Origin of the sequence: uncultured Maricaulis sp. (assembly GCF_963975345.1) — a bacterium.
GTDB lineage: Bacteria > Pseudomonadota > Alphaproteobacteria > Caulobacterales > Maricaulaceae > Maricaulis.
The window spans coordinates 225,479-247,149 of record NZ_CAXBGE010000003.1 but is presented as its reverse complement, the minus strand read 5'-3'; the positions used below and the strand labels follow the sequence as shown (position 1 = coordinate 247,149).

28 protein-coding genes and 2 tRNA genes are annotated in these 21,671 nt (G+C 62.5%); 20 read left to right on the top strand and 10 right to left on the bottom strand.

Annotation, left to right across the window (positions count from 1 at the left end; translation table 11 throughout):
• Nucleotides 1-51: 51 nt before the first annotated feature.
• The 4 genes from AAC029_RS04500 to AAC029_RS04485 all read left to right on the top strand — a co-directional run bounded on the left by AAC029_RS04500 (nucleotide 52) and on the right by AAC029_RS04485 (nucleotide 3,913).
• Nucleotides 52-627 (top strand): TetR/AcrR family transcriptional regulator, encoded by a 576-nt coding sequence (locus AAC029_RS04500; protein ID WP_339744400.1) that lies wholly within the window; start codon nucleotides 52-54, stop codon nucleotides 625-627.
• Between the two features lie 4 nt (nucleotides 628-631).
• Nucleotides 632-1,705 carry an NAD-dependent epimerase/dehydratase family protein gene (locus AAC029_RS04495; RefSeq protein ID WP_339744398.1) on the top strand — a complete coding sequence of 358 codons (1,074 nt, stop codon included), beginning with the start codon at nucleotides 632-634 and terminating at the stop codon, nucleotides 1,703-1,705.
• Between the two features lie 67 nt (nucleotides 1,706-1,772).
• Nucleotides 1,773-2,339, top strand: a complete 567-nt coding sequence (locus AAC029_RS04490) for a molybdopterin-dependent oxidoreductase (protein ID WP_339744396.1) — start codon at nucleotides 1,773-1,775, stop codon at nucleotides 2,337-2,339.
• An 89-nt stretch (nucleotides 2,340-2,428) separates the two neighbouring features.
• The gene (locus AAC029_RS04485) at nucleotides 2,429-3,913 is read left to right on the top strand and encodes a sodium:alanine symporter family protein (protein WP_339744394.1); all 1,485 of its coding nucleotides are present in this window, start codon (nucleotides 2,429-2,431) and stop codon (nucleotides 3,911-3,913) included.
• A 46-nt stretch (nucleotides 3,914-3,959) separates the two neighbouring features.
• Here AAC029_RS04485 and AAC029_RS04480 read toward each other — a convergent pair whose 3' ends face one another.
• Complete coding sequence (locus AAC029_RS04480; RefSeq protein WP_339744392.1) at nucleotides 3,960-4,283, bottom strand: VanZ family protein; 324 nt, start codon at nucleotides 4,281-4,283, stop codon at nucleotides 3,960-3,962.
• Between the two features lie 85 nt (nucleotides 4,284-4,368).
• On the opposite strand from AAC029_RS04480, the gene bioB reads away from it, so the two are divergent.
• Nucleotides 4,369-5,358 carry a biotin synthase BioB gene (gene bioB / locus AAC029_RS04475; RefSeq protein ID WP_339744390.1) on the top strand — a complete coding sequence of 330 codons (990 nt, stop codon included), beginning with the start codon at nucleotides 4,369-4,371 and terminating at the stop codon, nucleotides 5,356-5,358.
• Here the strand turns inward: bioB and AAC029_RS04470 are convergent, their stop codons facing one another.
• Entirely contained in the window at nucleotides 5,359-5,631 is a 273-nt protein-coding gene (locus AAC029_RS04470) for a histidine kinase (RefSeq protein ID WP_339744388.1), read from the bottom strand. It abuts the gene before it with no gap.
• Between the two features lie 98 nt (nucleotides 5,632-5,729).
• Here AAC029_RS04470 and AAC029_RS04465 point away from each other — a divergent pair, with 98 nt between their 5' ends.
• Nucleotides 5,730-6,014, top strand: coding sequence for a 4a-hydroxytetrahydrobiopterin dehydratase (locus AAC029_RS04465; RefSeq protein ID WP_339744386.1), 285 nt, complete (start codon nucleotides 5,730-5,732; stop codon nucleotides 6,012-6,014).
• Nucleotides 6,015-6,105: 91 nt separating this feature from the next.
• Entirely contained in the window at nucleotides 6,106-6,804 is a 699-nt protein-coding gene (locus AAC029_RS04460; RefSeq protein ID WP_339744384.1) for a hypothetical protein, read from the top strand.
• Between the two features lie 6 nt (nucleotides 6,805-6,810).
• On the opposite strand, the gene AAC029_RS04455 is transcribed toward AAC029_RS04460, so the two are convergent.
• Nucleotides 6,811-7,281 carry a hypothetical protein gene (locus AAC029_RS04455; protein WP_339744382.1) on the bottom strand — a complete coding sequence of 157 codons (471 nt, stop codon included), beginning with the start codon at nucleotides 7,279-7,281 and terminating at the stop codon, nucleotides 6,811-6,813.
• 248 nt (nucleotides 7,282-7,529) lie between these two features.
• Here AAC029_RS04455 and AAC029_RS04450 point away from each other — a divergent pair, with 248 nt between their 5' ends.
• A complete protein-coding gene (locus AAC029_RS04450; protein WP_339744380.1) occupies nucleotides 7,530-7,949 on the top strand; it encodes a hypothetical protein in 420 nt (139 codons plus the stop codon).
• A gap of 189 nt (nucleotides 7,950-8,138) precedes the next feature.
• Nucleotides 8,139-8,783 (top strand): hypothetical protein, encoded by a 645-nt coding sequence (locus tag AAC029_RS04445; RefSeq protein WP_339744378.1) that lies wholly within the window; start codon nucleotides 8,139-8,141, stop codon nucleotides 8,781-8,783.
• Between the two features lie 124 nt (nucleotides 8,784-8,907).
• Here the strand turns inward: AAC029_RS04445 and AAC029_RS04440 are convergent.
• A tRNA-Ala gene (locus tag AAC029_RS04440) sits at nucleotides 8,908-8,983 on the bottom strand.
• A gap of 113 nt (nucleotides 8,984-9,096) precedes the next feature.
• Between AAC029_RS04440 and AAC029_RS04435 the strand changes: the two genes are divergently transcribed.
• From AAC029_RS04435 to AAC029_RS04405, 7 genes are all read left to right on the top strand, one after another.
• Nucleotides 9,097-9,408 (top strand): YggT family protein, encoded by a 312-nt coding sequence (locus AAC029_RS04435; protein WP_339744376.1) that lies wholly within the window; start codon nucleotides 9,097-9,099, stop codon nucleotides 9,406-9,408.
• Entirely contained in the window at nucleotides 9,405-9,737 is a 333-nt protein-coding gene (locus AAC029_RS04430; protein WP_339744374.1) for a DUF167 family protein, read from the top strand. Before AAC029_RS04435 ends, AAC029_RS04430 begins: the two co-directional genes overlap by 4 nt.
• Nucleotides 9,734-10,630: a bifunctional methylenetetrahydrofolate dehydrogenase/methenyltetrahydrofolate cyclohydrolase FolD gene (gene folD / locus AAC029_RS04425; RefSeq protein ID WP_339744372.1), complete on the top strand. Its 897-nt coding sequence runs from the start codon at nucleotides 9,734-9,736 to the stop codon at nucleotides 10,628-10,630. Before AAC029_RS04430 ends, folD begins: the two co-directional genes overlap by 4 nt.
• Before the next feature lie 180 nt (nucleotides 10,631-10,810).
• The gene (locus AAC029_RS04420; RefSeq protein WP_339744370.1) at nucleotides 10,811-11,227 is read left to right on the top strand and encodes a response regulator; all 417 of its coding nucleotides are present in this window, start codon (nucleotides 10,811-10,813) and stop codon (nucleotides 11,225-11,227) included.
• Nucleotides 11,228-11,318: 91 nt separating this feature from the next.
• A complete protein-coding gene (locus tag AAC029_RS04415; RefSeq protein ID WP_339744368.1) occupies nucleotides 11,319-12,110 on the top strand; it encodes a TIGR00266 family protein in 792 nt (263 codons plus the stop codon).
• A gap of 39 nt (nucleotides 12,111-12,149) precedes the next feature.
• Nucleotides 12,150-12,458 carry a DUF1244 domain-containing protein gene (locus tag AAC029_RS04410; protein WP_339744366.1) on the top strand — a complete coding sequence of 103 codons (309 nt, stop codon included), beginning with the start codon at nucleotides 12,150-12,152 and terminating at the stop codon, nucleotides 12,456-12,458.
• A 74-nt stretch (nucleotides 12,459-12,532) separates the two neighbouring features.
• Nucleotides 12,533-13,408, top strand: coding sequence for a mechanosensitive ion channel domain-containing protein (locus tag AAC029_RS04405; protein WP_339744364.1), 876 nt, complete (start codon nucleotides 12,533-12,535; stop codon nucleotides 13,406-13,408).
• A 56-nt stretch (nucleotides 13,409-13,464) separates the two neighbouring features.
• On the opposite strand, the gene AAC029_RS04400 is transcribed toward AAC029_RS04405, so the two are convergent.
• The 6 genes from AAC029_RS04400 to hemC form a co-directional block, all read right to left on the bottom strand.
• Nucleotides 13,465-13,540: transfer RNA gene (locus tag AAC029_RS04400), tRNA-Thr, on the bottom strand.
• A gap of 104 nt (nucleotides 13,541-13,644) precedes the next feature.
• Nucleotides 13,645-14,286, bottom strand: a complete 642-nt coding sequence (gene udk, locus AAC029_RS04395) for a uridine kinase (RefSeq protein ID WP_339744362.1) — start codon at nucleotides 14,284-14,286, stop codon at nucleotides 13,645-13,647.
• Nucleotides 14,283-15,737: a heme biosynthesis HemY N-terminal domain-containing protein gene (locus AAC029_RS04390; RefSeq protein WP_339744360.1), complete on the bottom strand. Its 1,455-nt coding sequence runs from the start codon at nucleotides 15,735-15,737 to the stop codon at nucleotides 14,283-14,285. Before AAC029_RS04390 ends, udk begins: the two co-directional genes overlap by 4 nt.
• A complete protein-coding gene (locus tag AAC029_RS04385) occupies nucleotides 15,734-17,059 on the bottom strand; it encodes a hypothetical protein (protein ID WP_339744358.1) in 1,326 nt (441 codons plus the stop codon). Before AAC029_RS04385 ends, AAC029_RS04390 begins: the two co-directional genes overlap by 4 nt.
• A 33-nt stretch (nucleotides 17,060-17,092) precedes the next feature.
• Nucleotides 17,093-17,830: a uroporphyrinogen-III synthase gene (locus AAC029_RS04380; RefSeq protein WP_339744356.1), complete on the bottom strand. Its 738-nt coding sequence runs from the start codon at nucleotides 17,828-17,830 to the stop codon at nucleotides 17,093-17,095.
• On the bottom strand, nucleotides 17,827-18,792 hold the full coding sequence (gene hemC / locus AAC029_RS04375; protein WP_339744354.1) for a hydroxymethylbilane synthase: 966 nt from the start codon (nucleotides 18,790-18,792) through the stop codon (nucleotides 17,827-17,829). The genes AAC029_RS04380 and hemC overlap by 4 nt, the downstream gene beginning before the upstream one ends.
• Before the next feature lie 36 nt (nucleotides 18,793-18,828).
• Between hemC and tsaD the strand changes: the two genes are divergently transcribed.
• Genes tsaD through AAC029_RS04355 form a run of 4 tightly spaced genes read left to right on the top strand, consistent with a single transcriptional unit; the run spans nucleotide 18,829 to nucleotide 21,588 of the window.
• On the top strand, nucleotides 18,829-19,962 hold the full coding sequence (tsaD, locus tag AAC029_RS04370) for a tRNA (adenosine(37)-N6)-threonylcarbamoyltransferase complex transferase subunit TsaD (protein ID WP_339744352.1): 1,134 nt from the start codon (nucleotides 18,829-18,831) through the stop codon (nucleotides 19,960-19,962).
• Complete coding sequence (locus AAC029_RS04365; protein ID WP_339744350.1) at nucleotides 19,959-20,960, top strand: NAD(P)H-dependent glycerol-3-phosphate dehydrogenase; 1,002 nt, start codon at nucleotides 19,959-19,961, stop codon at nucleotides 20,958-20,960. Before tsaD ends, AAC029_RS04365 begins: the two co-directional genes overlap by 4 nt.
• On the top strand, nucleotides 20,960-21,256 hold the full coding sequence (locus AAC029_RS04360; RefSeq protein ID WP_339744348.1) for a YciI family protein: 297 nt from the start codon (nucleotides 20,960-20,962) through the stop codon (nucleotides 21,254-21,256). Before AAC029_RS04365 ends, AAC029_RS04360 begins: the two co-directional genes overlap by 1 nt.
• A complete protein-coding gene (locus tag AAC029_RS04355) occupies nucleotides 21,253-21,588 on the top strand; it encodes a Rieske 2Fe-2S domain-containing protein (RefSeq protein ID WP_339744346.1) in 336 nt (111 codons plus the stop codon). Before AAC029_RS04360 ends, AAC029_RS04355 begins: the two co-directional genes overlap by 4 nt.
• The last annotated feature ends 83 nt before the right edge of the window (nucleotides 21,589-21,671 follow it).

Genomic DNA, 21,671 nt, shown 5'->3' with positions numbered 1-21,671 from the left:
CGTCTCTCTCCTGCAATTGACTGATCAGTCAGTCACCCCTATATCCACCCCATGATCGCCAAACGCGCCAAGCTGATCGAGACCGCGACCCGCCTGTTTCATGAGCGCGGTTTCTGGGACACGCCGACGGCCTTGATCGCCCGTGAGGCCGGTGTCGCCAATGGGACATTGTTCAATTATTTCCCGTCCAAGGCGGCGCTGGTGGAAGCGGTCTATCTGGGGCTGAAGCAGTCCTGGGCGGTCCATTTGCAAGCCGCTGCGCCGCAATCGGGCAGCGTGCACGACCGCTTGGCGGGCTATTGGCTCGGCGCCATTGACTGGGCGCGGGCGCATCCTGATCGTCATGCCCTGCTGGGACAATTGAAGCTTTCCGACGAGATCGGTGAGGGCGCGCGCGCCGATGGTGTCGACATGTTTGCCGCGACGCTGGAGCTAATCGGTGAGGCGATGACGAGCGGCGTGATCCGCCCGATTGATCCGGGCCTGCTCAAAACGCTGGCCGAGGCGCAGGTCGGCGCCGCGATCCAATTCCTGACAACTCATCCCGAAAGCCCGGTCGATGAGATTGCCCGCACATCCTTCGAGATTTTCTGGCGCGGCATCGCCCTCGCCCCAAGTGGAGACTGAACTCATGACACAGATCAATCCGCAAGCCCCGATCATGGTCACCGGCGCGACCGGCTATCTCGCCGGCGTCATCGTCAAGCAATTGCTTGAAGCCGGCTATACCGTCCACGCCACGGTGCGCAATCCCGACAAGGTCGATGGCCTGAAATATCTCAACGCCATTGCCGCCGGCACGCCGGGCCAGATCAAGTATTTCAAGGCCGATCTGATGGATGCCGCCTCCTTCGAGGCGCCGATGGCGGGCTGTGAGCTGGTGATCCACACCGCTTCGCCCTTCACCCTCAACGTCAAGGATCCGCAGACCGAATTGGTCGACCCCGCCGTCAATGGCGTGCGCAATGTCCTCAATGCCGCCAATGCGACGCCGACTGTCAAACGCGTTGTGATGACGTCGAGCTGTGCCGCAATCTACAGCACCAATGCCGATATCAAGAACATGCCGAAGAAAATGCTGACCGAAGCCGAGTGGAATACCAGTTCGAGCCTGACCGAAGAGCCCTATTCCTATTCCAAGACTTTGGCAGAAAAAGAGGGTTGGAAAATCGCCGGTGCCCAGGATCGCTGGGACCTGATCGCGATCAATCCGTCCTTCATTCTCGGGCCTGGCATCAATCCGCAAACCACCGGAGAGAGCTATTCGATCATGATGGAATTCGGCAGCGGTGCGATGGCCAATGGCGTTCCGAATTTCCGCATCGGCATGGTCGATGTGCGCGAAGTGGCGGCGGCGCATATCAAGGCCGGCTTCACGCCGGAAGCGAGCGGGCGCTACATATTGTCGGCGCATGATTCCGGCTTCCCCGAGATGGCGGCCGCGCTCCGGGCCCATTACGGCGACCAGTTCAAGATCGCCGACAAGCGGATGCCGAAATTCTTCGTCTGGCTGTTTGGGCCCATCATCAACTCGGCACTGACGCGCAAACGGGTGTCCGAGAGCGTCGATATCAATTTTCACGCTGATCATTCCAAGAGCGTGCGCGACCTGGGGGTCGACTATCGACCGATGGCCGATTCGGTGGTCGAACTGTTTCAGCAATTGATCGATGCCGGGCGATTGACGCCCAACCCGTCGGCCTAACTCTGTCACTTGCACGGTGTTGCGGCAGGCCTAGACTGCGCCGACACCGTGGAACGGAGAGTTGCTGATGCGCCGGATTTTGATCGTGCTTGCCCTGATGCTCGGGGTTGCGGCCTGCCAGGGGCCAACATCCGGCAGTGATGGGACCAGCGGCGATATTCTCACCATTTATGGCGAGATCGGTACGGTGGACCGCGGGCCGGTCGACCCGGCCACCGAACCGCTGTTCGGCGCCTTCGGCATGGATTTCGACGCGGCCTGTCTGTTCAACTGGGCCAGCCTCGATGACCTCGAGCAGCATACGATTGAAACCGACTTCCCGCTCGGCGGACCGATCCGACGCTTTTCCGGGCCCCTGCTCAGTGACGTGCTCGATATTGCCAATCCGCGCGGCGACCGTTTGATCGTTACGGCCCTTGATGGTTATCAGCGCGAGATTGATATCGACCGCGTGCGTCAGCATGATGTCATCCTGGCCCTGCGGATGAACGGGCAGCCGCTCGGCATTGGCGGTTTCGGTCCGGCGATGCTGGTCTGGCCGCGCGGCAGCGACCCCGCCCTGGCTGGCATGTCCGATGATGACTGGCTCTGGGGCGTGTTCGCGATCGAGGTCGTAACGGCCGCCGCAGATTAATCTCTTTGAGGCACGGCAACCGCACAAAACCATTTTCAATCCCGACCGCTCCTGCCTAAGGTGCGCGCAAGCAGAAATCGGGGAAGATTATGCAAGACATTATCGGGACTGCCGATACGACGACACTCGATGTCGTCACGGGCTACGTCAATATTGTAAACGGCATGGTGTGGGGACCACCCATGCTGATCCTGTTGCTGGGGACCGGCATCTATCTCACCGTTGGGCTGGGCTTCATGCCTTTGCGCAAGATCGGTTTCGCCTTTGGCGAGCTGATGAAGGGACGAAAGTCTGAAGGCGAAGGCGATGTCACCCCGTTCGGCGCCCTGATGACGGCGCTGTCCTCAACCATCGGGACAGGCAATATCGCTGGCGTCGCCGTGGCCATTGCCATTGGCGGGCCGGGCGCGCTGTTCTGGATGTGGATGACGGCGCTCGTCGGCATGGCCACCAAGTTTTCCGAAGGCGTGCTGGCGGTTAAATTCCGCGAAGTCGACGCCGATGGCCGCCGGGTTGGCGGGCCGATGTATTATATCAAGAACGGCATGGGCAAGGGCTTCGTCTGGCTCGGCGGCCTGTTTGCCATGTTCGGCGTTTTGGCCGGGCTCGGTACCGGTAATGCGATCCAGACTGTGGAAGTCGTTCGCACGATCGGCGACACCTATGGCGTTGAATACTGGATCACCGGCGCGGTGATTGCCGTCCTTGCTGGCCTTGTCATTCTGGGCGGCATCAAACGGATCGCCAGCGTTGCCGAAAAGGTCGTTCCGGCCATGGCGCTGACCTATATTGCCGTCGGCCTGGTTGTCGTGGCGCTCAATTATACCGGCATCCCTGACGCGTTTTACCGGATCTTCTCCAACGCCTTCGGCTTCGGCGCGGCGGCGGGCGGCTTCTCCGGCGCCTTGATCATGTTGGCGATGCAACGCGGCGTCGCACGCGGCATTTTCTCAAACGAGGCCGGCCAAGGCTCGGCCCCAATCGCGCACGCTGCGGCGCAAAACAATGATCCGGTCGACCAGGGCATTATCGCCATGCTCGGCACTTTCATCGATACCATCATGGTGTGCACGATCACTGGCCTGGCGATCCTCACCTCCGGTGTGATTCCGGCCGAATGCGATGCCGGCCTGTTCGCACTCGGCGGCACCTCGCCGGAAATCTGCGAAACCGGCGCGCGCATCACCAGTGACGCCTTCGCCTCGGCTCTGCCGGGCTTCGGTCAGCACTTCGTGGCCGCAGCGCTGGCCCTGTTCGCCTTCACCACCATTCTGGGCTGGTCCTATTATGGCGAGCGTTGCGCGGAATACCTGTTCGGCGAGAAAATCGTGACCCCATTCCGCTGGCTGTGGGTGGCGATGATCATGTTCGCGACCATGCTTCTGTATGCGGGCGACAACATCACCGAGCTGATGAACACCTTCTGGCTGACGACGGACACGCTGACCGGCCTGATGGCGGCGCCAAATCTGGTGGCCTTGCTGGTTCTGTCACCCTTGGTCTTCAAGATGAGCAAGGAGTATTTCGCCAAGCTTGAGGCGGCCAAGGCCGCTGCGGCGACGGCTTCCGAGTAGTCGGTCGTTGGAAATGATGAGAAGGCCCCGCTTCGGCGGGGCTTTTTTATGTCCGGCTCAGACGGGTGACCAGATTGGCCAACAAGGCCCCGATTGTAATGCCGATCAGGTCGGCGGCGATATCCGCACCCGATGCTGTGCGGCCCGCGCCTTCAAGGGCTTGCGCCCATTCGATCCAGATCCCGTAGGCCAGCAATGTGCCTGGCATCACCCAGACACGTCGCGGCCATGCCATGCGCGCCAGCAAGGTCAGAACGAAGAATGCCGAGATGTGCTGGACCTTGTCGGGACCGAACAGTTCTGCCGGTGCCGGAATGCCCGGCTGGAGCGCCAGATCAGTGATGAGATAGATCATGGTCACAAACAGCACACGCCCACCCCAACGCAGTCCCGCATCTGGACGCGCGGCTCCAGGGTTTCTAGGTTCGTGCGAATAGTTTCGGGGCGAATGAAACATGTCTGCTTTATCCAATGATATCGACTACCTGCGGCAGCCACGCTCCGATTGGACGCGCGCCGAAGCCGCGGAAGTCTACCGCGCCCCGATCAACGACCTGATCTTCACCGCCCAAGCCGTGCACAGACGGTGCCACGCCGCCAATCAGGTCCAGACCAGCCAGCTCTTGTCGATCAAGACCGGCGGCTGCGCCGAGGATTGCGGCTATTGCAGCCAGTCGGCGCATTTTGACACCGGCCTGACCGCGTCAAAACTGATGCCGCTGGATGAGGTTCTGGTCGCCGCCGAACGGGCCAAGGCCGGCGGCGCGACGCGTTTCTGCATGGGTGCCGCCTGGCGATCACTGAAACCGCGCGATGAAGCGAAAGTTTGCGCCATGATTTCTGGCGTCAAGGCGCTGGGGATGGAGACTTGCGTCACGCTCGGCATGCTCGGCGATGGCCAAGCGGAAACCCTGCGCGATGCCGGGCTGGATTATTACAATCACAATCTCGATACGGCGCCGGAAGATTATGGTCGGGTGATCTCGACGCGGACCTATCAGGACCGGCTCGACACGCTGGCCCAGGTGCGCGGCGCCGGCATTCATGTCTGCACTGGCGGCATTGTCGGCATGGGCGAAAGCGAGGATGCGCGCATCGGGCTTCTGACCGAGCTCGCCATCATGTCACCGCAGCCGGAAAGCGTGCCGATCAATCACCTCGTCGCCGTGCCGGGCACACCGCTCGGTGACAGCAAGCCGCTCGACGGGATCGACTTCGTACGCACCATCGCGACGGCGCGCATTATGATGCCGCAATCCTTCGTGCGGCTGTCAGCCGGGCGCGAAGGCATGAGCCGGGAATTGCACGCGCTGTGCTTCCTCGCCGGTGCCAATTCGATCTTTGTCGGTGAGGAATTGCTGACGACGCCCAATCCCGAAACGAATGACGACATGGCGATGTTCCAGGCGCTTGGCCTCGAAGTCATGGCGATGCCGGCGGAATAGTCAGCCTTCGCCGATGCGGGGCGGACCGCCCTTGGTCGTCTGCGATGGGCCGAAGGCCCGGTCGAGCAGGGCCGTGGAGTCCATTGCCAACTCGATCGCGTCCGAAATGTGCTGCAGGATGGCCATGTTATTCGCCATGACGTGCAGGGCTTCCGGCCGCATATCACTGGAGATCCGGGTGCAACGGGTGAGAATATCGGCCCGCAATTCGAGCAGAATGTCCTCGAGTTTGCGGCCTTCGGGATTTTCCTCAGATACCAAAAAATGGGTCATGCCCTTGCTCCATACGCCGGTTTGACGGGTAATATGGGCGCAGAAGCGTTAAATTTCGCCTCATGGGCGATGGACTTGCCAATCATGGGAGCTGGACGATGACACAGACAAAACTGGGCGCGCAGGCGGTGCTGGCGCAATTGACCGGCTGGGCCGCTGTGGAGGACCGCGACGCTATCCACAAAACCTATCAATTCGCCGATTTCAACGAGGCTTGGGGCTTTATGAGCCGAGTGGCGGTCAAGGCCGAGGCGATGAATCATCATCCCGAATGGTTCAATGTCTGGAACCGTGTCGAGATCACGCTGGCCACTCATGATGCTGGCGGCGTCACCGGCCTCGATCTCGAACTCGCACGCTTTATGGACAAGGTCACCGGCTGACGCGAGAAAGCCAAAGGGGGAAGATTGAGCCCCGGCTTGTGATTTCGGCTGCTTTGGGCGAAGATCGGGCCGTGTTTCTGGGAGGGCAGAGATGACCGGCTTAATGATCGCCATGGCGCTGCTGCTGCAGCCGGCCGATCCAGCGGTGGCGGCGAGTGCCGCCGCGCTTCCGATGATCGAGCGTACGGAAAGATTGGAAGTCGAGCGTTTTCGCCGTGATCGCCACAATCAATGGCGCGCCGGCGAGTGGACCGGACAATGGTCGGGCATGGGCAGTTACAGCTCCGGCTTCGGTCGGCAGCGTAATTATTCACGCGCCAGCTTCTCCGTCACCGGCCCGGGCTTTGAGACGGGCATGGTCACGGCCGAGTGCGAGGGTGGACAGCTCGACTGGGACTTCCTGTGGATCGAGTGGGCGCACGAGGATCTCGCTTATGTCTGCACATTCTCCCGCGATGGCGCCTTGATCGAGGGGGCCCGTTTCGAACTGGCGCTGCAGCGAAGCCGGGGTTTTGCCGGCATGGGGCGCAATGAGCGCGCCGGACAGATCACCTATGGCGGGCAAACCCTGCGGCTGAGAACGCAAAGACTGAGTGGCACCGCGTTTCCGTCAGGGCGCGTGCCCGGCTATGTTATTCTGGATGGCGAACAGGAAATTGGCGGCATGGATTACGGTGTCTTCAAATCCAAAATCTACTTGCCGCCCGAAGGTGTGGAATTGCGCGCGATTACCCTGTTGGCGGCGCTGTCCGTTGTCCATTTTATGGATCCGGCCAACAGCAATCATTGAAACGCCTCAGTCGGTGTTGATGATGACCATGCCGATCAAGACCTGCGCGCCCTCGGTTCCGAGAGTCATGTCGGTCGCGTCCTGCAGCAATTGCGCAATCCGGTCAGCATCGGGTACGTCGCCGAAGCGGTAATTGACACCGGTATAGATGCTCATTGCGGTGACATAGGCGTTGCGCAGGCGCGGCATCATCTGCTCGACACGGCGGCGCAGCCGTGCGTCCGGAACTTCCAGCCCGGCCTCGATCTGCAGATTGCCACGCGCGCGGTGATCAGCCTGAACTGTCGCCATTAGCGGCGGCAACGGCAGGTAGGTGTTGGAGGAGGTCAGGCTGCGATGGCGACTGTCATCGGCCTGCGCTTCGCCATGCGCCGGCGGCGAGTTGCTGCTCGCCATAGCGGCGCTGTTGGACGCAAGGCCGAGCGCGAAGGCGAGGGTGCATGCCGTCAATAGGGAATGGCGAAATGTCTTGTTCATGCCAACAGAATGGCACGGCCCGGTAAAGGAAGCGTTCCCGGGAGCCCCGAAATCCTTGAGGTTTTTGCTCTCAGCGTGATCGCGGTCATGGGCGGTTGCCGCGTTTCCATGTTTGGGTATGTGCAGGCCCGCCGGTCGGCGGGCGGGCGAAGTTTGCGGCGATTGCCGTCTGGACAGCGAGAGTCAACCGGGATGCAGCTTCTGCGATACTCCAGGCTAACATCCGCGCCGGATCGACGCGTCAGCGCATGAAACGCGTCTTGCTCGTCGAGGACGAACCGGCCGATGTCGCGGCGATCCAGCAGGCGTTTGAGCGCGTGTCCGTCAATGTCCAGCTCGAACACGCCGGGTCAGCCCGCCATGCTTGGGAATTGATGTGTTGCTGGGCCGAGGCGCCGAGTGGTCGCCGTCCGGTCTGCGTGTTGATCGGCCTCAAGCCGGGCGCGCCGGACGCCGTGTGGTTGCTGGAACAGATGCAGGCCGATGCACGCTTTCGCAGCCTGCCGGTGATGGCGATCGGCTCCGAGCCGGGTCCGATTGAGCAAGCCAGACAATTCCCCAACGTGATCGGCGCGCTTAAGCGCCCGGGCGATGATCTCGACTGGCGCCGCATGATCGGCTCCGTCGCCCGCCTCAGCCAAGCCCTGCCCGATCTGGCTGGCGCCTAGGTGTGCGGCTATCGATAGCTGGGGGTCGGCGGTGCAGTCCGCCTTCGCCAAGGTCAGGGCGGGACACCCTTCGCTCGGCAAGAGCGAGCCGTCAGATGCCACACCTTCGTGTCCAAACCCTGCCATCCGCGTGCCCAGCCTTGGTTGGCGAGGGTTGCATTCTCATGCAGGAAAAGCACATCCTGCTGGATGGCGCGCGAAATCGACACGGCTGCGAGGGAACAGGTTCTCCACACGTTCGGAATTCCGGAATGCTTGCACGTACCTGTCGCTGCCGTCGATGAAGCAGCAATTCACACCCACATTGGCGAGATCGTTCAGCACCTAGGCCGCAGGACCCCGCCGGGAGCTTTCCTGGTTCATGTAGATGAGCCGCCGCCCCGCAGTGAAAGTCTTCCCATCTGGGAAAAAGAGGGATCCGCGGTATTTCACCGGCGAGAACAAGTTTGGGCGCATGTAAGTTACACGCGCTATCGGGAGGCATATCGAAGGGCTTTTCCCGACGAGAACATTGCCCAATTGATATTGAGTCACTGCATGAATCGCCGAGTGGCCGCGATCAAGGGCTTTCAATATGTAAGGATTACGCCGACCTCTCGCAGAGCCAATTCAAGCAGCGCCTTCTCAGAAAAATGGGGCGTAGCGCTGTATAGCAAGCCCAGTGAATTGGCGGCATTCAAGCGGCGCGGTTTGGCGATACAGTATGCGGACCTTAGCGACTTGATGCTAATGTTGGATTTGAATCTCGGCGGCGGAATCATGGATGCCGTTAATGCAGGGCAAAAGCTTATACTTCCGCCAGAACAAGGTGCGCTCAAGTGGCCAAGAAATTAGTTAAATCAACTCACTAGGTTTGGAGCATCGCCTGGCGGCCTGCAATCCCAACTGACGGCGGGACATCCTTCGTTCGGATAAGCATTGGGCCTGCCCAGCCGAAGCTCGTGTAGCGAGCGAAGGATGGTGGAGCCGAGCGGGATCGAACCGCTGACCTCGTCATTGCGAACGACGCGCTCTCCCAACTGAGCTACGGCCCCTTACCAAGAAGGCAACTAAGAGCGCGCGCGAGCGCTGTCAAGCGCGCGCATCTGGACGCGACGCGGCAGGGCCGCTACACACGCGGTCGTCTCTAATCGCTCCGGAATTTGCTATGCCGCTCGAATTGTCCTTTGGCCAGGCTCTGGTCGTGTATTTCCTCAATCCGATTTTGGGTCTGCTGTGGATCATCGTGATCGTCACGGTCGTTCTCAGCTGGTTGATCAGCTTTAATGTCGTCAACCCGCACAACCCCTTCGTGGCCATGATCTGGCGCATATCCAACACGGTGACCGAGCCGCTCCTGGGGCCGATCCGTCGCGTGCTGCCGAATCTGGGCGGGATGGATTTCTCGCCGGTTGTTCTGCTGCTGCTGATCTCATTCGCGCAGGGCTATATCGTGCCGATGCTCATGCGAGTGCTGTGAGCCGAGCCTGGATTGAGGACGAAGCTGGCCTGACGCTGCGCATCCGCCTGACGCCTAACGCGTCAAAGGATGCCGTTGAAGGGGTGACCGAAACCGCAGACGGGCTGTGCCATCTCGGCGTCCGCGTTCGCGCCGTGCCCGAGAAGGGCAAGGCCAACCAAGCGCTGATTGTCGCAATGTCGCAGTTTCTTGGCGTGCCGAAGCGCGATATCGAGGTGATCCGCGGCTCGACGTCGCGGCTGAAGACGGTGCGGGTAACCGCCGACACAGCAACGCTCAAACGGCTGGTTGCGGTGATGGGCGGAATTGAAGGGAGAGTTCAGGGGTGAGCGCTGAATTGATCGACGGCAAGGCTATTGCGGCCGAAATCGATGCCCGCGCCGGCAAGGCTGCAGCCGGGCTCGCCAAGGCGCTCGGCCGGGCGCCCTGCCTCGCAGTCGTGCTGATTGGCGATGATCCCGCCAGCGATGTCTATGTTCGCTCCAAGGTCAAACGGACCGAGGCGGCCGGCATGACTTCGATTGAGATTCGTCGACCGGCCGATGTCGCCGAGGCGGAAGTGGTTGCCATCGTGCGCGGCCTCAATGACGACGCCGATGTCGATGGCATTCTGGTGCAGATGCCCTTGCCCACTCACATCGATTCGAATGCCGTGATCGCGGCGATTGACCCGGACAAGGACGTCGATGGGCTGACCGAGGCGAGCGCGGGACGTCTGCTGCTTGGCAAGCCTGGGCTTCGCCCGTGCACGCCAGCCGGCTGTGTCCTGCTGGCTGAACGTGCGCTGGGCTCGCTATCCGGCAAGTCGGTCGTGGTGATCGGCCGCTCCATCCTGGTCGGCAAGCCGGCCGCGCTGTTGTTTCTCGAGCAAAATGCGACCGTCACTATTGCCCATTCGCGCACCCATGACCTACCGGCCCTGACCCGCTCCGCCGATATCGTGGTTGCCGCCGTCGGACGGCCGCAAATGGTGCGCGGCGACTGGGTCAAACCGGGCGCCTGCGTGCTCGATGTCGGCATCAACCGGATTGATGCGCCCGAGCGCGGCGAGGGCCGCACCCGGCTGGTTGGCGATGTCGCCTTTGATGAAATTGTCGGCCATGCCGGCTGGATTACACCGGTTCCCGGCGGTATCGGGCCGATGACGATCGCCATGCTGTTGCGCAATACAGTGCTGGCCGCTGCCGCCCGCGCCGGATTGGTCGCACCCGCTGGTCTATAGTCCCGTACCGCTGAATTTGACGCCGGTGAAGCGGCTCCAAATTTGAGGTCTTTGAACGTTCTGAAATCGGAAAGTCGGCCCGCCACGAATGCAATAATGGCTTTAAATTCACCGCTTACGGTTTTCTGTAAACGCTTCAATAACGCAACTCGGCGAAACTCGGGTGGAGGGAGATTCGACATGGCCAACCAGGCGCTACACGTGCTGCACGTGGAAGACGACTTTGCAGACGCAATGCTCGTTCAGAACGCTGTCTGCGAGGCCGGTGATTTCGACATTTCCTTTGAGGTCGTGCGAACTTTGCGCGAAGCCAAGCTGCGTATGCAGGGCGGCGGGTTCGATTTGATTCTGCTCGATTTGCGGCTGCCCGACTCGGTTCATCCCACCGAAACGCTTGAAATCGCGCGCGATAGCGCCGGCGATACGCCGCTTCTGGTTCTGTCAGGCTCGATGGCAGTCGACCGCGCCTATCTCGGTGAGGAAACGGCGAGCCTCGACAAAAATGACAGTTTCAAGATCGAACGTGGCCGGGCGTCAGTCAACTTGGCACAAGTCATCCGAACCGCCGCCGACACGGGCGATTTTCTCAGCATCTGATCGCCTTCAGACGCTGAGAGCGTATCAAGCACCTTACATTTCCTCTCCCGCCAACGCTATAATCGCGGATATTGAAGCGGGGGAGACGCCAATGCGCGACGCACACGAAATCGACTACAAGATTTGCGGCGAAGACATCCAATTCGTCGAAATCGAACTGGATCCGGGCGAGACCGTCATCGCGGAAGCCGGCGCCATGATGTACAAGTCGACCGGCATCGCCATGGAATCAGTATTCGGCGATGGCTCCAGGAAGAACCAGGGCTTCATGGGCGCGTTGGCCGGGGCCGGCAAACGGCTTCTGACTGGCGAGAGCCTGTTCATGACCGCCTTCACGCATCAGGGCCAGGGCAAAGCGCAAGCGGCCTTCGCGGCCCCTTTTCCCGGCACCATCATCGCGGTCCATCTGCCAGATGTCGATGGCGAGCTGATCTGCCAGAAAGACAGTTTTCTGGTCGCCGCCAAAGGCGTCTCGATCGGAATTGCGTTGCAGAAAAAAATCATGACCGGCCTGTTCGGAGGCGAAGGCTTCATCATGCAGCGCCTTGAGGGCGATGGCTGGTGCTTCATTCATGCCGGCGGCACCCTGGTCGAGCGCGAACTGGCGGCGGGCGAAGAGATCCACATCGATACCGGCTGTGTGGTCGCCTACACCAAGACAGTCGAGTTCGAGATCGAGCGCGCCGGCAATGTAAAATCGATGATTTTCGGTGGTGAGGGCGTGTTTTTTGCCAAGTTGAAGGGGCCTGGCCAAGTCTGGATGCAGTCCATGCCCTTCTCACGCCTCGCCGGTCGCATCATGGCGAATATGCCCGTCACCGGCTCCGGCCAGGGTGAAGGCTCGGTACTCGGCCCATTGGGCAGTATCATCCGGGGCAATTGATCCATCTGGCTCCAACAGTTTGCGACGGGATTAGACACGATGCGACACGAAGATTTGCCGGCTGCCGAACAGGACGCCCTCGACGCGGCCACTTTCCGCCGCCTGTTGGCGCATCTCGATGCCAACAGAGATGTCCAGAATATCGACCTGATGATCCTGGCCGGCTTCTGCCGGAATTGCCTGGGCAAGTGGTACGCCGCCGCCGCAGAGGAACACGGCATTGAGCTTGCCCCCGAAGCGGGTCGCGAGCGCGTCTACGGCATGCCCTATGCCGACTGGAAACGAGACTTCCAGGCCCCGGCGACGCCGGAGCAATTGACCGCCATGGGCGCGCGCGCCAATCGGTAGACCTGCGTCTTCCAGGACCGACCGCTACGGTTAACCCGGAAGGTCACGGCGCCAATTCCACGGGAGATTACAGCTTGGACGAATTCTGGAATTTCATGGCCGGGCTGCCGCTCTATGGGCGATTGCTGGTCTTCGTGGCGATCGCGATCGCAACGCATACCCTCGTCCGCCTGACCCGCTTGTTCTTTATGCTCCTCACCAATAGCGCTGTCGGTCGCAAGCATCAGAAATTTCATTCGATTGCCTCCCTGCTCTCCAGTGTTGCCGTCTTTGTCCTCTATTTCTTGACCCTGGGCCTGATCCTGCACGAATTCGGCGTGTCGCTGACGGCTTACATGGCCAGTGCCTCAGTGCTCGGCCTGGCGATCGGCTTTGGCTCGCAAGGCGTCGTGCAGGACGTCGTCAATGGCGTCACCTTTATTTTTTCCGACCTCCTGGACGTCGGAGATCTCGTGGAAATTTCAACCCAGACCGGGATCGTGAAATCGATTTCGATGCGCTTCGTTGAGCTCGAGAATTCATATGGTGCCATCGTGTTCATCCCGAACCGAACAATCGCCAATGTCATCAATTACCCGCGCGGATATTTGCGCTGTATTGTTGACGTGAATTTGCCCGGTGATGCCGCAATGCAGAGTGAAGCCGAACAGACTGCGATCACCCTGATGCAGGATTTTTACGAACAATTTCCCGGGATTTTTCTGTCCAAGCCGTCAAACATGGGTCGGGTGAAGCTCAGCTCCGGACGCGAATTCGTCCGAATCAAATTCCGCATCTGGCCGGGGCGCAGCAAGCCGATTGAGGATATCTTTCCACAGCAAGTTGTCGTCGCCTTCTCGACCAAATTCCAGGACTATAAGCCCTGGATGGTGGCCGTGGGGTTTGAGCTTGAAGGGAAAGCGATTCCAGTCAGGCCGACCCTGACATGGCCGCGCCGAAAGCAGGACTAGCAGGCCGAAACTGGCGAGGTCCAATCAGGGGTCGCCCTCAAATCCATAAGAAAGAGTGGTGCCGCATAGGTGACTCGAACACCTGACCTACGCATTACGAATGCGTTGCTCTACCAGCTGAGCTAATGCGGCATACCTAGGGGCTCTCCACCGGTAGTCTGGCGAGAGGCGGCGGAAACTAGCTGCGAACGGGCGGGGGAGCAAGTCCCCCGGCAGTATCGGCATCAGCGATGCGGTCAGAGCTTGAGCGGAGCGTCCCGCCGCTGTCCGATCCGGTCGACGACTGGTTTGGCCAGCGCTTTGAAATCCGGGGCGCCCATATTCTCCACCACCAGGTCGGCGGCGTCGCGCTGCGGCTCGACATGCAGGGCATGCATCGGGCGCACGATCTCATTGAATTGGTGTTTGACGGAAGCCTCAGTGCGGCCGCGTTCGGCGACATCGCGCTGGATCCGGCGGGCCAGGCGCGTGGTGTCACAGGCATCGACGAAAATGGTGAGATCGAACTGCGCCGCCAGCTCCGGGCTCGCCAGCAGATGCAGGCCCTCGACAATCAGCACGCCAGCCGGCGCACGCTCGACAGTCTTGTCGCAGCGGCAATGTGTGGTGAAATCATATTGCGGCGCGTCGACCGGCTGGCCCTCGCGCAGGGCGGCGAGATGGCTGGCGAGCAGGGCATGATCCTTGGCCGCGGGTTCGTCAAAATTGAAGGTTGCGGCGACAAATCCCGGCTGATGGCCGGCATCGACGTAATAATCGTCCTCCGGAATGACATAGGCATCGTGGTCGGCGAAATGATCGGCCAGAGCGTGGGCCAGACGGGTCTTGCCCGATGCGGAGCCGCCGACAACGGCGAGCAGGAAGGGCCTGGGCCTCATCGGCCGAGCCCCGAATCCTCGCCGTCATCATCGATGCCCGGATCGTCGGGTGGGCGCGGCGCTTCGAAATAGGCGGCGAGTTTGGCGGGGCCACGCTTGTGCGGCGCTTCCAGCAGAGCTGTTTCCGGTACCGCTTCGGCATTGCGCTCATAGCGCTCATAGCGCGGGTGGATCAGCCGGCCCTCATCGCCATAGGTATAGACCATCCGCTTCCAGTCATCCGCCGTATAGGGGAAGGCACGTCCGTCCGGATCCATGTCCGACCAGTCGGCTTCTGTCGAGGCGTGGGCGGCGCGGGCCATCCAGCGGCGGGCCTGCTCATCTTCGCCTTCAAGCCGTGCCAGCCGCGCCGCCAGAGCGCACAGGCGCGAGCTGGGCGCGCCATCGGCGATCAGCGGGGCGATCAGGGTCCGAGCTATGACGGCGTCATTATCTTCCAGCGCGACATCGATCAGCACCAGCTTGCTTTCGCGATGCTCGGGCTGCAGCGCCGCGAGGCCCTTGAGACGCTCAAGCCGTTTCACCTTGGTGTCGGACTTGCGCAGGTCGCGGTAGGCGCGGGCGATCGCCGGGTGTGGCGCAAGGGTCCAGCTCGCCTCCAGCACGTCGGAGGCCTTTTTGTACTTGCGCGCCGCCGTCAACAGCCGCGAAGCGAGATTGGCGGCGGGGGCGTAGCCCGGCGCGGCTCGGCAGGCTGCTTCGGCCAGATCGCGGGCGTGGTCTGTGTCGGTCGCTTCGCTGGCCAGAGCCGAGGCGGTCAACAATACGGCGCGGCGGCGTTTGGAGATGTTTGGGGCGATATGCTTGCGCCGATCACCCTCGCCGAGTGTTTCCAGCGCGGCGTCCCAGCGGCCTTGGGCGACCTGGGCGTCAAACAGGGCATCAAAGGCCCAGCGCGCTCCCTTGGCCTTGTCGAAGGCGTCGGCGGCATGTTCGGCGGTGGCTTCCAGATCGCCGCGATCATGCGCAAGCTGGGTCAAGCCCCGGCGGGCGACGACGCGGGTGCGCGGATCTTCGAGCAGGGCCTCATATTGGGTTTCCGCGCGCTCCGGATGGCCAGCCGCTTCGGCAGCGCGCGCCGCGAGCAGGCGAGACAGAGCGGGTCGGTCGAGCAAGGCATCGGCGCGCGCAGCCTGACGCACCGCAGCTTCACCATCACCGGCGGCGGAGGCGATCAGGGCACGTTCGAGGGCGTCATAACCTTGCTCGCGGCGGCGGCGCGACAGGAAGGACTTCACCTTGTCCGGCGAGGTCCACAACATGTAGATCCCCCACCAAGTCACCAGCATCAAAAAGGAAAACAGGATCAGCGCGCCAGCGGCGACGACGAACGGCATCTCCATCTGCGTGCCGAGAAACTCGAAACTGGCATGGCCTGGATTGAGCGCAAGGAAAGCCCCCAATGCCGTGGTCAGAATGACGATGATGACAACAATAATCAGGCGGATCATGACGGATCCTCTCCCTGGGCGGCGGCCGCCTCGGCCAAAGCCTGACGCAGTGACAACAGGCGCCGGTCAAGATCGAGCCGCGCTTGGGCGCTGATCAGCCAGTCCTGCGCCGCCGGCAGCGAGGTCGCATCCAGCCGTTCGGTCAGCGCGACCGCGCCTTCCAGATCGCGCAGGGCGAGGCGGTTTTCCGCCAGCGCCGAAATCGCCATCGCACCGGTATCGGCTGTGCCCGGATTGGCTTGGCGCACTTCGATCAGGCCGAAGAATATCCGGCCCGGTCCAGCAGCATCGCGGATTGCATCGCCGGGGTAATCAGCGGTCAGATCGTCGAGCGTCGGCACGCCGGCGCGGGCATAGCTGGCCATTGCGGCCAGATCGGCATTGCCACGCCAAAGCTGGGCCAGAGCCGCACGTTCAGCTTCAAAACCCTCATGGGTCCCGGCGATATCGCGCAGAGCGCTCAGCGCAAGGGCGCGAGCCGCGAGCTGGCGCGAGGCTTGACCGGTATCGGTCGAGGGCCGCGTCTGCGCCGCAGTCTGGGCGGCAGCGTCAGCGGTGGTCTGGGCCGTTTGCGCGAGGGTGCGGGTTTCGGTCAGCCCCGTCTCGAGCTGTTCGATGCGTGCCGCGAGGAGAGCGGTTTGCGGATCGGCAATGGGATCACCCGTAGCCGCAGCGATATCCTGCGCCGTCTCCAGCGCAGCCAATCGATCGGACAGGTTTTGCAGCAGCAGCGGATCGACCGAAGCTTGAGTGCCCTGAGCCGAGGCGTCGGCGGTCTGCCGCGCCAGAATGCCGAGATCGGCCAGTTCGCTCTCGGCGCTGTCGAGACGGGCGGCGAATTGCTCCAGCGCCGCGTCGACGCGGGCGTTGCCAAGGCTTGCGGGTGTGGCGGTTTCCAACGCGGCCAGGCGTGCTTCAAGGGAAGTCAGGTCCGGCCCTGTCGCTGTCGGTGCAGCCTCCAGCGCGTCGAGCCGGGCATTGATCGCAGCGACCGGTTGAGCCAGCGCCGATTGTGCGGCCTGCGCCGGGCTCTCGTCTTCGAGCGTGGCCAGCCGGGTTTCCAGCGTTGTGATCGTCCCGGTTAGCGCTGCGCGCTCGGCCGCAGCGCCGGCATCGCCCGTACTGGAAGCAGGAAAATAGTGCGCCCCGACAAAGCCGAGTCCGCCGCCCGCCAAGGTGGCCAGCACAAACAGCAGGGCGACGGTCGCGCCGCCCACACCCCTGCGCCCGCTACGTGAGCTGTCTGGCTCCGGCAGGTCACTGGCGGGTTCGAACTCGGCGTCGACCGGTTCGGGATCGGGATTCGGGTTGGGATCGGCCATCTCAATACGCGATTCAGCTAGGTTTCTCGCACCTTATGATGCGTTGCCGAGCGGCGCCAGTTCCAAGGGATGGACCAGCAGGTCCAATAGCGCGTCTTCATTCGGCTGTGGCGCCGCGATCAGTTTCGCAAAGCCGGCGTTTTCCAGCGGCTTCAACGCATTGGCGCTGATGCCGTAGGCGGTGACCGATTTCAGCCAAGGCTGCAGTCCGAATTTGCGAACCAGGTCGAGAAAGGTCTTCGCGCCGCGTGTCGAATGGATCAGAACCGCGACCGGCGCGCCGCACAGGATGGCGGCGATGGCGTCTTCTCGCAGGGCATCAACGGCGACCGCGCCGTAACCGATTGCATCGCGCACCTGAAAGCCCTCCGACTTCAGCTCACCCGCCAGATCGCCGGCGACATGGATGCCCCGAACATGAAGCAGCGCACCGTCTTGCGGCTTCAGTTTGCGCTGGATCAACGCGGCCAGGTCGTGGACATCGCCATCGGCCGAATAAACCTTGCGAAATCCGATCTTGCGGGCATCGGCGGCGGTGTTGTCGCCAACCGAGAAAACCGGCAGATCGCGCTCCGGCCGTCTCGGACCCCAAGCACGGACACCATTGCCGCTGGTGAAAATCAGAGCCTGGATCTGCACCAGATCGACATCAATGCGGGCGCGAAAACTGATGTCGAGCACCGGTGCGATGATCGGGTCAATGCCGCGCGCGCGCAGGCCTGATGCGGTGCGTTCAGCACCGGGCCAACCGCGGGTGACCAGAACCGTCATGCGCCGCCAAGCGCGATAGCGAGTTGATCTCCCGCCGCGTCCCTGACCGCCTGGCCCAATGACTGGCCGGCGGCTATTGCGCTGGTTCTGGTGGCTGTTTTCATGTCGAATCGCATCTGCTCTCGCCAACGGACCTGACCATCAGGAGTCAAAACTTCGCCGGTGAAGTCCATTGATTCGATATGCACGTGTGCCGCGATCGGGGTGCGGCAGGAGCCGTCGAGCCTTGCCAGAAAGGCGCGCTCGGCCAAGGTTGTCAGCTCGGTTTCGCGATGATTGAGCGGCAATAACAGCTCGCGTGCGCGGTCATCATCACCGCGAATCGCGACACCAACCGCGCCCTGGGCGGCGGCGGGGAGCATTTCGGACAGGGCCAGCGGTTCGGCGTGTGCCTCCTTGCGGCCGAGCCGGTTGAGGCCGGCGCGGGCCAGGAATGTGGCGTAAATTTCGCCGGATGCGAGCCGACCTAGGCGTGTGTCGACATTGCCGCGCAGCACCACCACCGACAGGTCGGGCCGGGCATGCAGTGCCTGAGCTTGCCGCCGCAGGCTGGCGGTGCCGATCACCACGCCTCGCGGAAGATCGGCGAGCCGGGTTTCGCCGCCGCGCGCGAGCAGCATGTCGCGGGCATCTTCGCGCTCGAGAATCGCGCCCAGTTCAACGCCGTCTGGCAATTGCGTCTGGACATCCTTCATCGAATGGACGGCGAATGCGGCCCGGCGTTCCAGCAGGGCTTCGTCGATTTCCTTGGTGAACAGGCCCTTGCCGCCGGCCTCGATCAGGGCGCGATCCTGGATCTGATCACCGGTGCTCAGCAGGCCGAGGATCGGGAAGACGGTCTCGCGCAAGGCATCCTCAACCCCGTGCGCGCGGGCCAGGCGCGCCTGGACGTCGCGGGCCTGTACAAGGGCAAGCGGAGAGCGCCGGGTGGCGATGGGCATGGGTTTGGACGGTAGCGGCACGTTGCGGGATCCCGGCGGTAAGGTTATCGATCAGACATGGACTTAGCCTCGCCATCCCCTGTCGCGCAAGACGGTATGCTGACCGTGCTCGGGCTTGAATCGAGCTGTGACGAGACCGCAGCCGCCGTGCTGCGCCGATCCGCCACAGGCGAGATCGAGGTGTTGTCCGATCTCATTCTCGGGCAGACCGAAGCGCATGCGCCCTATGGCGGGGTCGTGCCGGAGATCGCGGCGCGGGCGCATGCGGAAGCCATGTCAGGGCTGGCCGAGCAGGCTTTGACCCAAGCGGGGCTTGTTCTGGCGGATATTGACGGCATTGCTGCGACGTCCGGACCGGGGCTGATCGGTGGGGTGATGGCGGCTTTGATGACGGCGAAGGGGATGGCGCTTGGCTCGGGCAAGCCCTTGATTGCGATCAATCATCTTGAAGGACACGCGCTGTCGCCGCGTTTGAGCGAGAATCTCGATTTCCCCTACTTGCTCCTGCTCGTCTCCGGCGGTCATACGCAGTTGATTTGTGTAGAAGATTTCGGGATCTACCGGCGTCTGGGCTCGACTTTGGATGACGCGGCCGGCGAGGCGTTTGACAAGACGGCGAAGGTTATGGGGTTGGGGTTTCCCGGTGGTCCAGCGCTGGAGCGGTGCGCTGCGAGCGGCAATGCCAAGCGCTTTGCTCTGCCCAACCCGCTAAAGGGCCGTCCGGGTTGCGATTTTTCCTTTGCGGGGTTGAAAACCGCAGCGCGTCAGATCTGGGACGGGCTCGAAAACCCCAGCGATCAGGACCGCGCCGACCTTGCTGCATCGGTGCAAACGGCCATCGCGCGTACACTGGCTACTCGTTCACGGCGGGCCATGCGCGAGTTTGCTGCTAACTACCCGCTGACTACCCGCCCACTGCCTCTTGTCGTCGCCGGCGGCGTCGCGGCCAATCAGACGGTGCGAAAATCGCTCGAAACAGCGGCGCGCGAGGAAGGTTTCCGCCTGATCGCTCCGCCGATGCGCTGGTGCACCGATAATGCGGCAATGATCGCGCTGGCCGGGATCGAACATTTGCGGCGCGGGCAAACCGATGGTCTCGACGCACCGGCGCGGGCGCGCTGGCCTTTGGACGCCGCCTCAGCCAGATTGGACCCGGTGATTGGCTCGGGACGAAAGGGACCAAAGGCGTGACAGATTTTCAAACCATAGGCGTGATCGGCGCCGGAGCTTGGGGCACGGCGCTGGCACAGACGGCGGCCAAGGCCGGTCGCGACGTGTTGATCTGGTCCTTCGAGCAGGACGTCGCCGACGTGATCAATAACCAGCACGAGAACACCATCTACCTACCCGGTGTGGCACTCGAGCCCAACATTGCCGCCGTCACGGCGATGGCCGATCTCGATGTCTGTGACGCGGTGCTGGCGGTAGCGCCGGCGCAGCATTTGCGCGCGACGCTGGAAAAATTCGCCCCCTTCGCCAAGCGCGGCCTGCCGGTCATTCTGTGCGCCAAGGGCATCGAGCAATCGAGCCTGTCGATGATGAGCCAAGTGCTGAGCGAAACCCTGCCCTCGGCGATCCCGGCGGTGTTGTCGGGGCCAAGCTTTGCGATCGATACCGCCCAAGGTCTGCCGACGGCGGTGACGCTCGCCTGCAAGGATGAGAAAATCGGCGCCGCCCTGATCGAAGCGCTCGGCACGCCGCGTTTCCGGCCCTATCTCGCGACCGATCTGATCGGCGCGGAAATCGGCGGCGCGGTCAAGAATGTGCTGGCGATTGGTTGCGGCATTGTCGAAGGGCGTGGGCTGGGCAAATCGGCCCATGCGGCCCTGATCGCGCGCGGCTTTGCCGAGATGACGCGGCTGGCCATGGCGCTCGGCGCCCAGCGCGAGACACTGGCCGGATTGTGCGGGCTGGGCGATCTGGTGCTGACCTGTTCCTCGCCGCAATCGCGCAATATGTCCTGCGGTCTGGCGCTCGGGCGCGGCGTGCATCTGGACGATATTCTAGGCAGCCGCCGCTCGGTCACGGAAGGCGTGGCGAGCGCCCCGGCGGTCGTTGCGCTGGCGAAACGATGCGGCGTTGAAATGCCGATCTGCGAGGCCGTCAATGAGGTCCTCGCCGGGCGCACGACGGTCGACGCCGCCATCGAAGCCCTGCTCGCCCGCCCCTTCACGCTGGAATCCGCCTGATGCTTTACCTCGTCCACACCCGTGACAAGCCAAACGCCCTCGACATCCGCCTCGCCAACCGCCCGGCGCATCTGGCCTGGCTGACCGCCGCTGGCGTGCGAATCAAGGCCGCCGGCCCCTGGCTCGGCAGCGATGACAAACCGGCCGGCTCGCTATTGATCGTTGAGATGGAGAGCCGCGCCGCGCTCGATGCTTGGCTGGCGCAAGACCCCTACGCCCTCGCCGGCCTGTTCCAATCGGTTGAGGCCGCGCCCTATAAATGGGTGTTCAACCCGCCGGTCGACCTCAATCCATGAGCAGCCTGCCGCCGCCTGGCACGGTCTTGGGCCGCCTCGACGACCTGCCCGACCCCGGCGCCCGGGCCTCAGCCTGGAATGACGGCGCCATCATCCTGGTCCGCCGCGGCCAGCTCGTCACCGCCTTCCTCAACACCTGCCCCCACGCCCAGAGACCGCTCAACCTGCCCGGCGGCAAGGTGATGCTGCACGAGGGGCAGTTCATCGTCTGCCCGGTGCATGGGGCGAGCTTTGCTGCCAGCGACGGAGTTTGTGTCGGTGGACCGGCCGTGGGCTATGGGCTGACCGGGGTTGGGGTTGAGGTTGTCGGGGGTGAGGTGCGGGTGGTGTGAGGGCAATTGAGTCTATTCTGATTGCTGCCTAGCCTGCGGACATGCCAGCGTGGCTGGCTGGAGCGGGACCGTCGGGAGGGAAC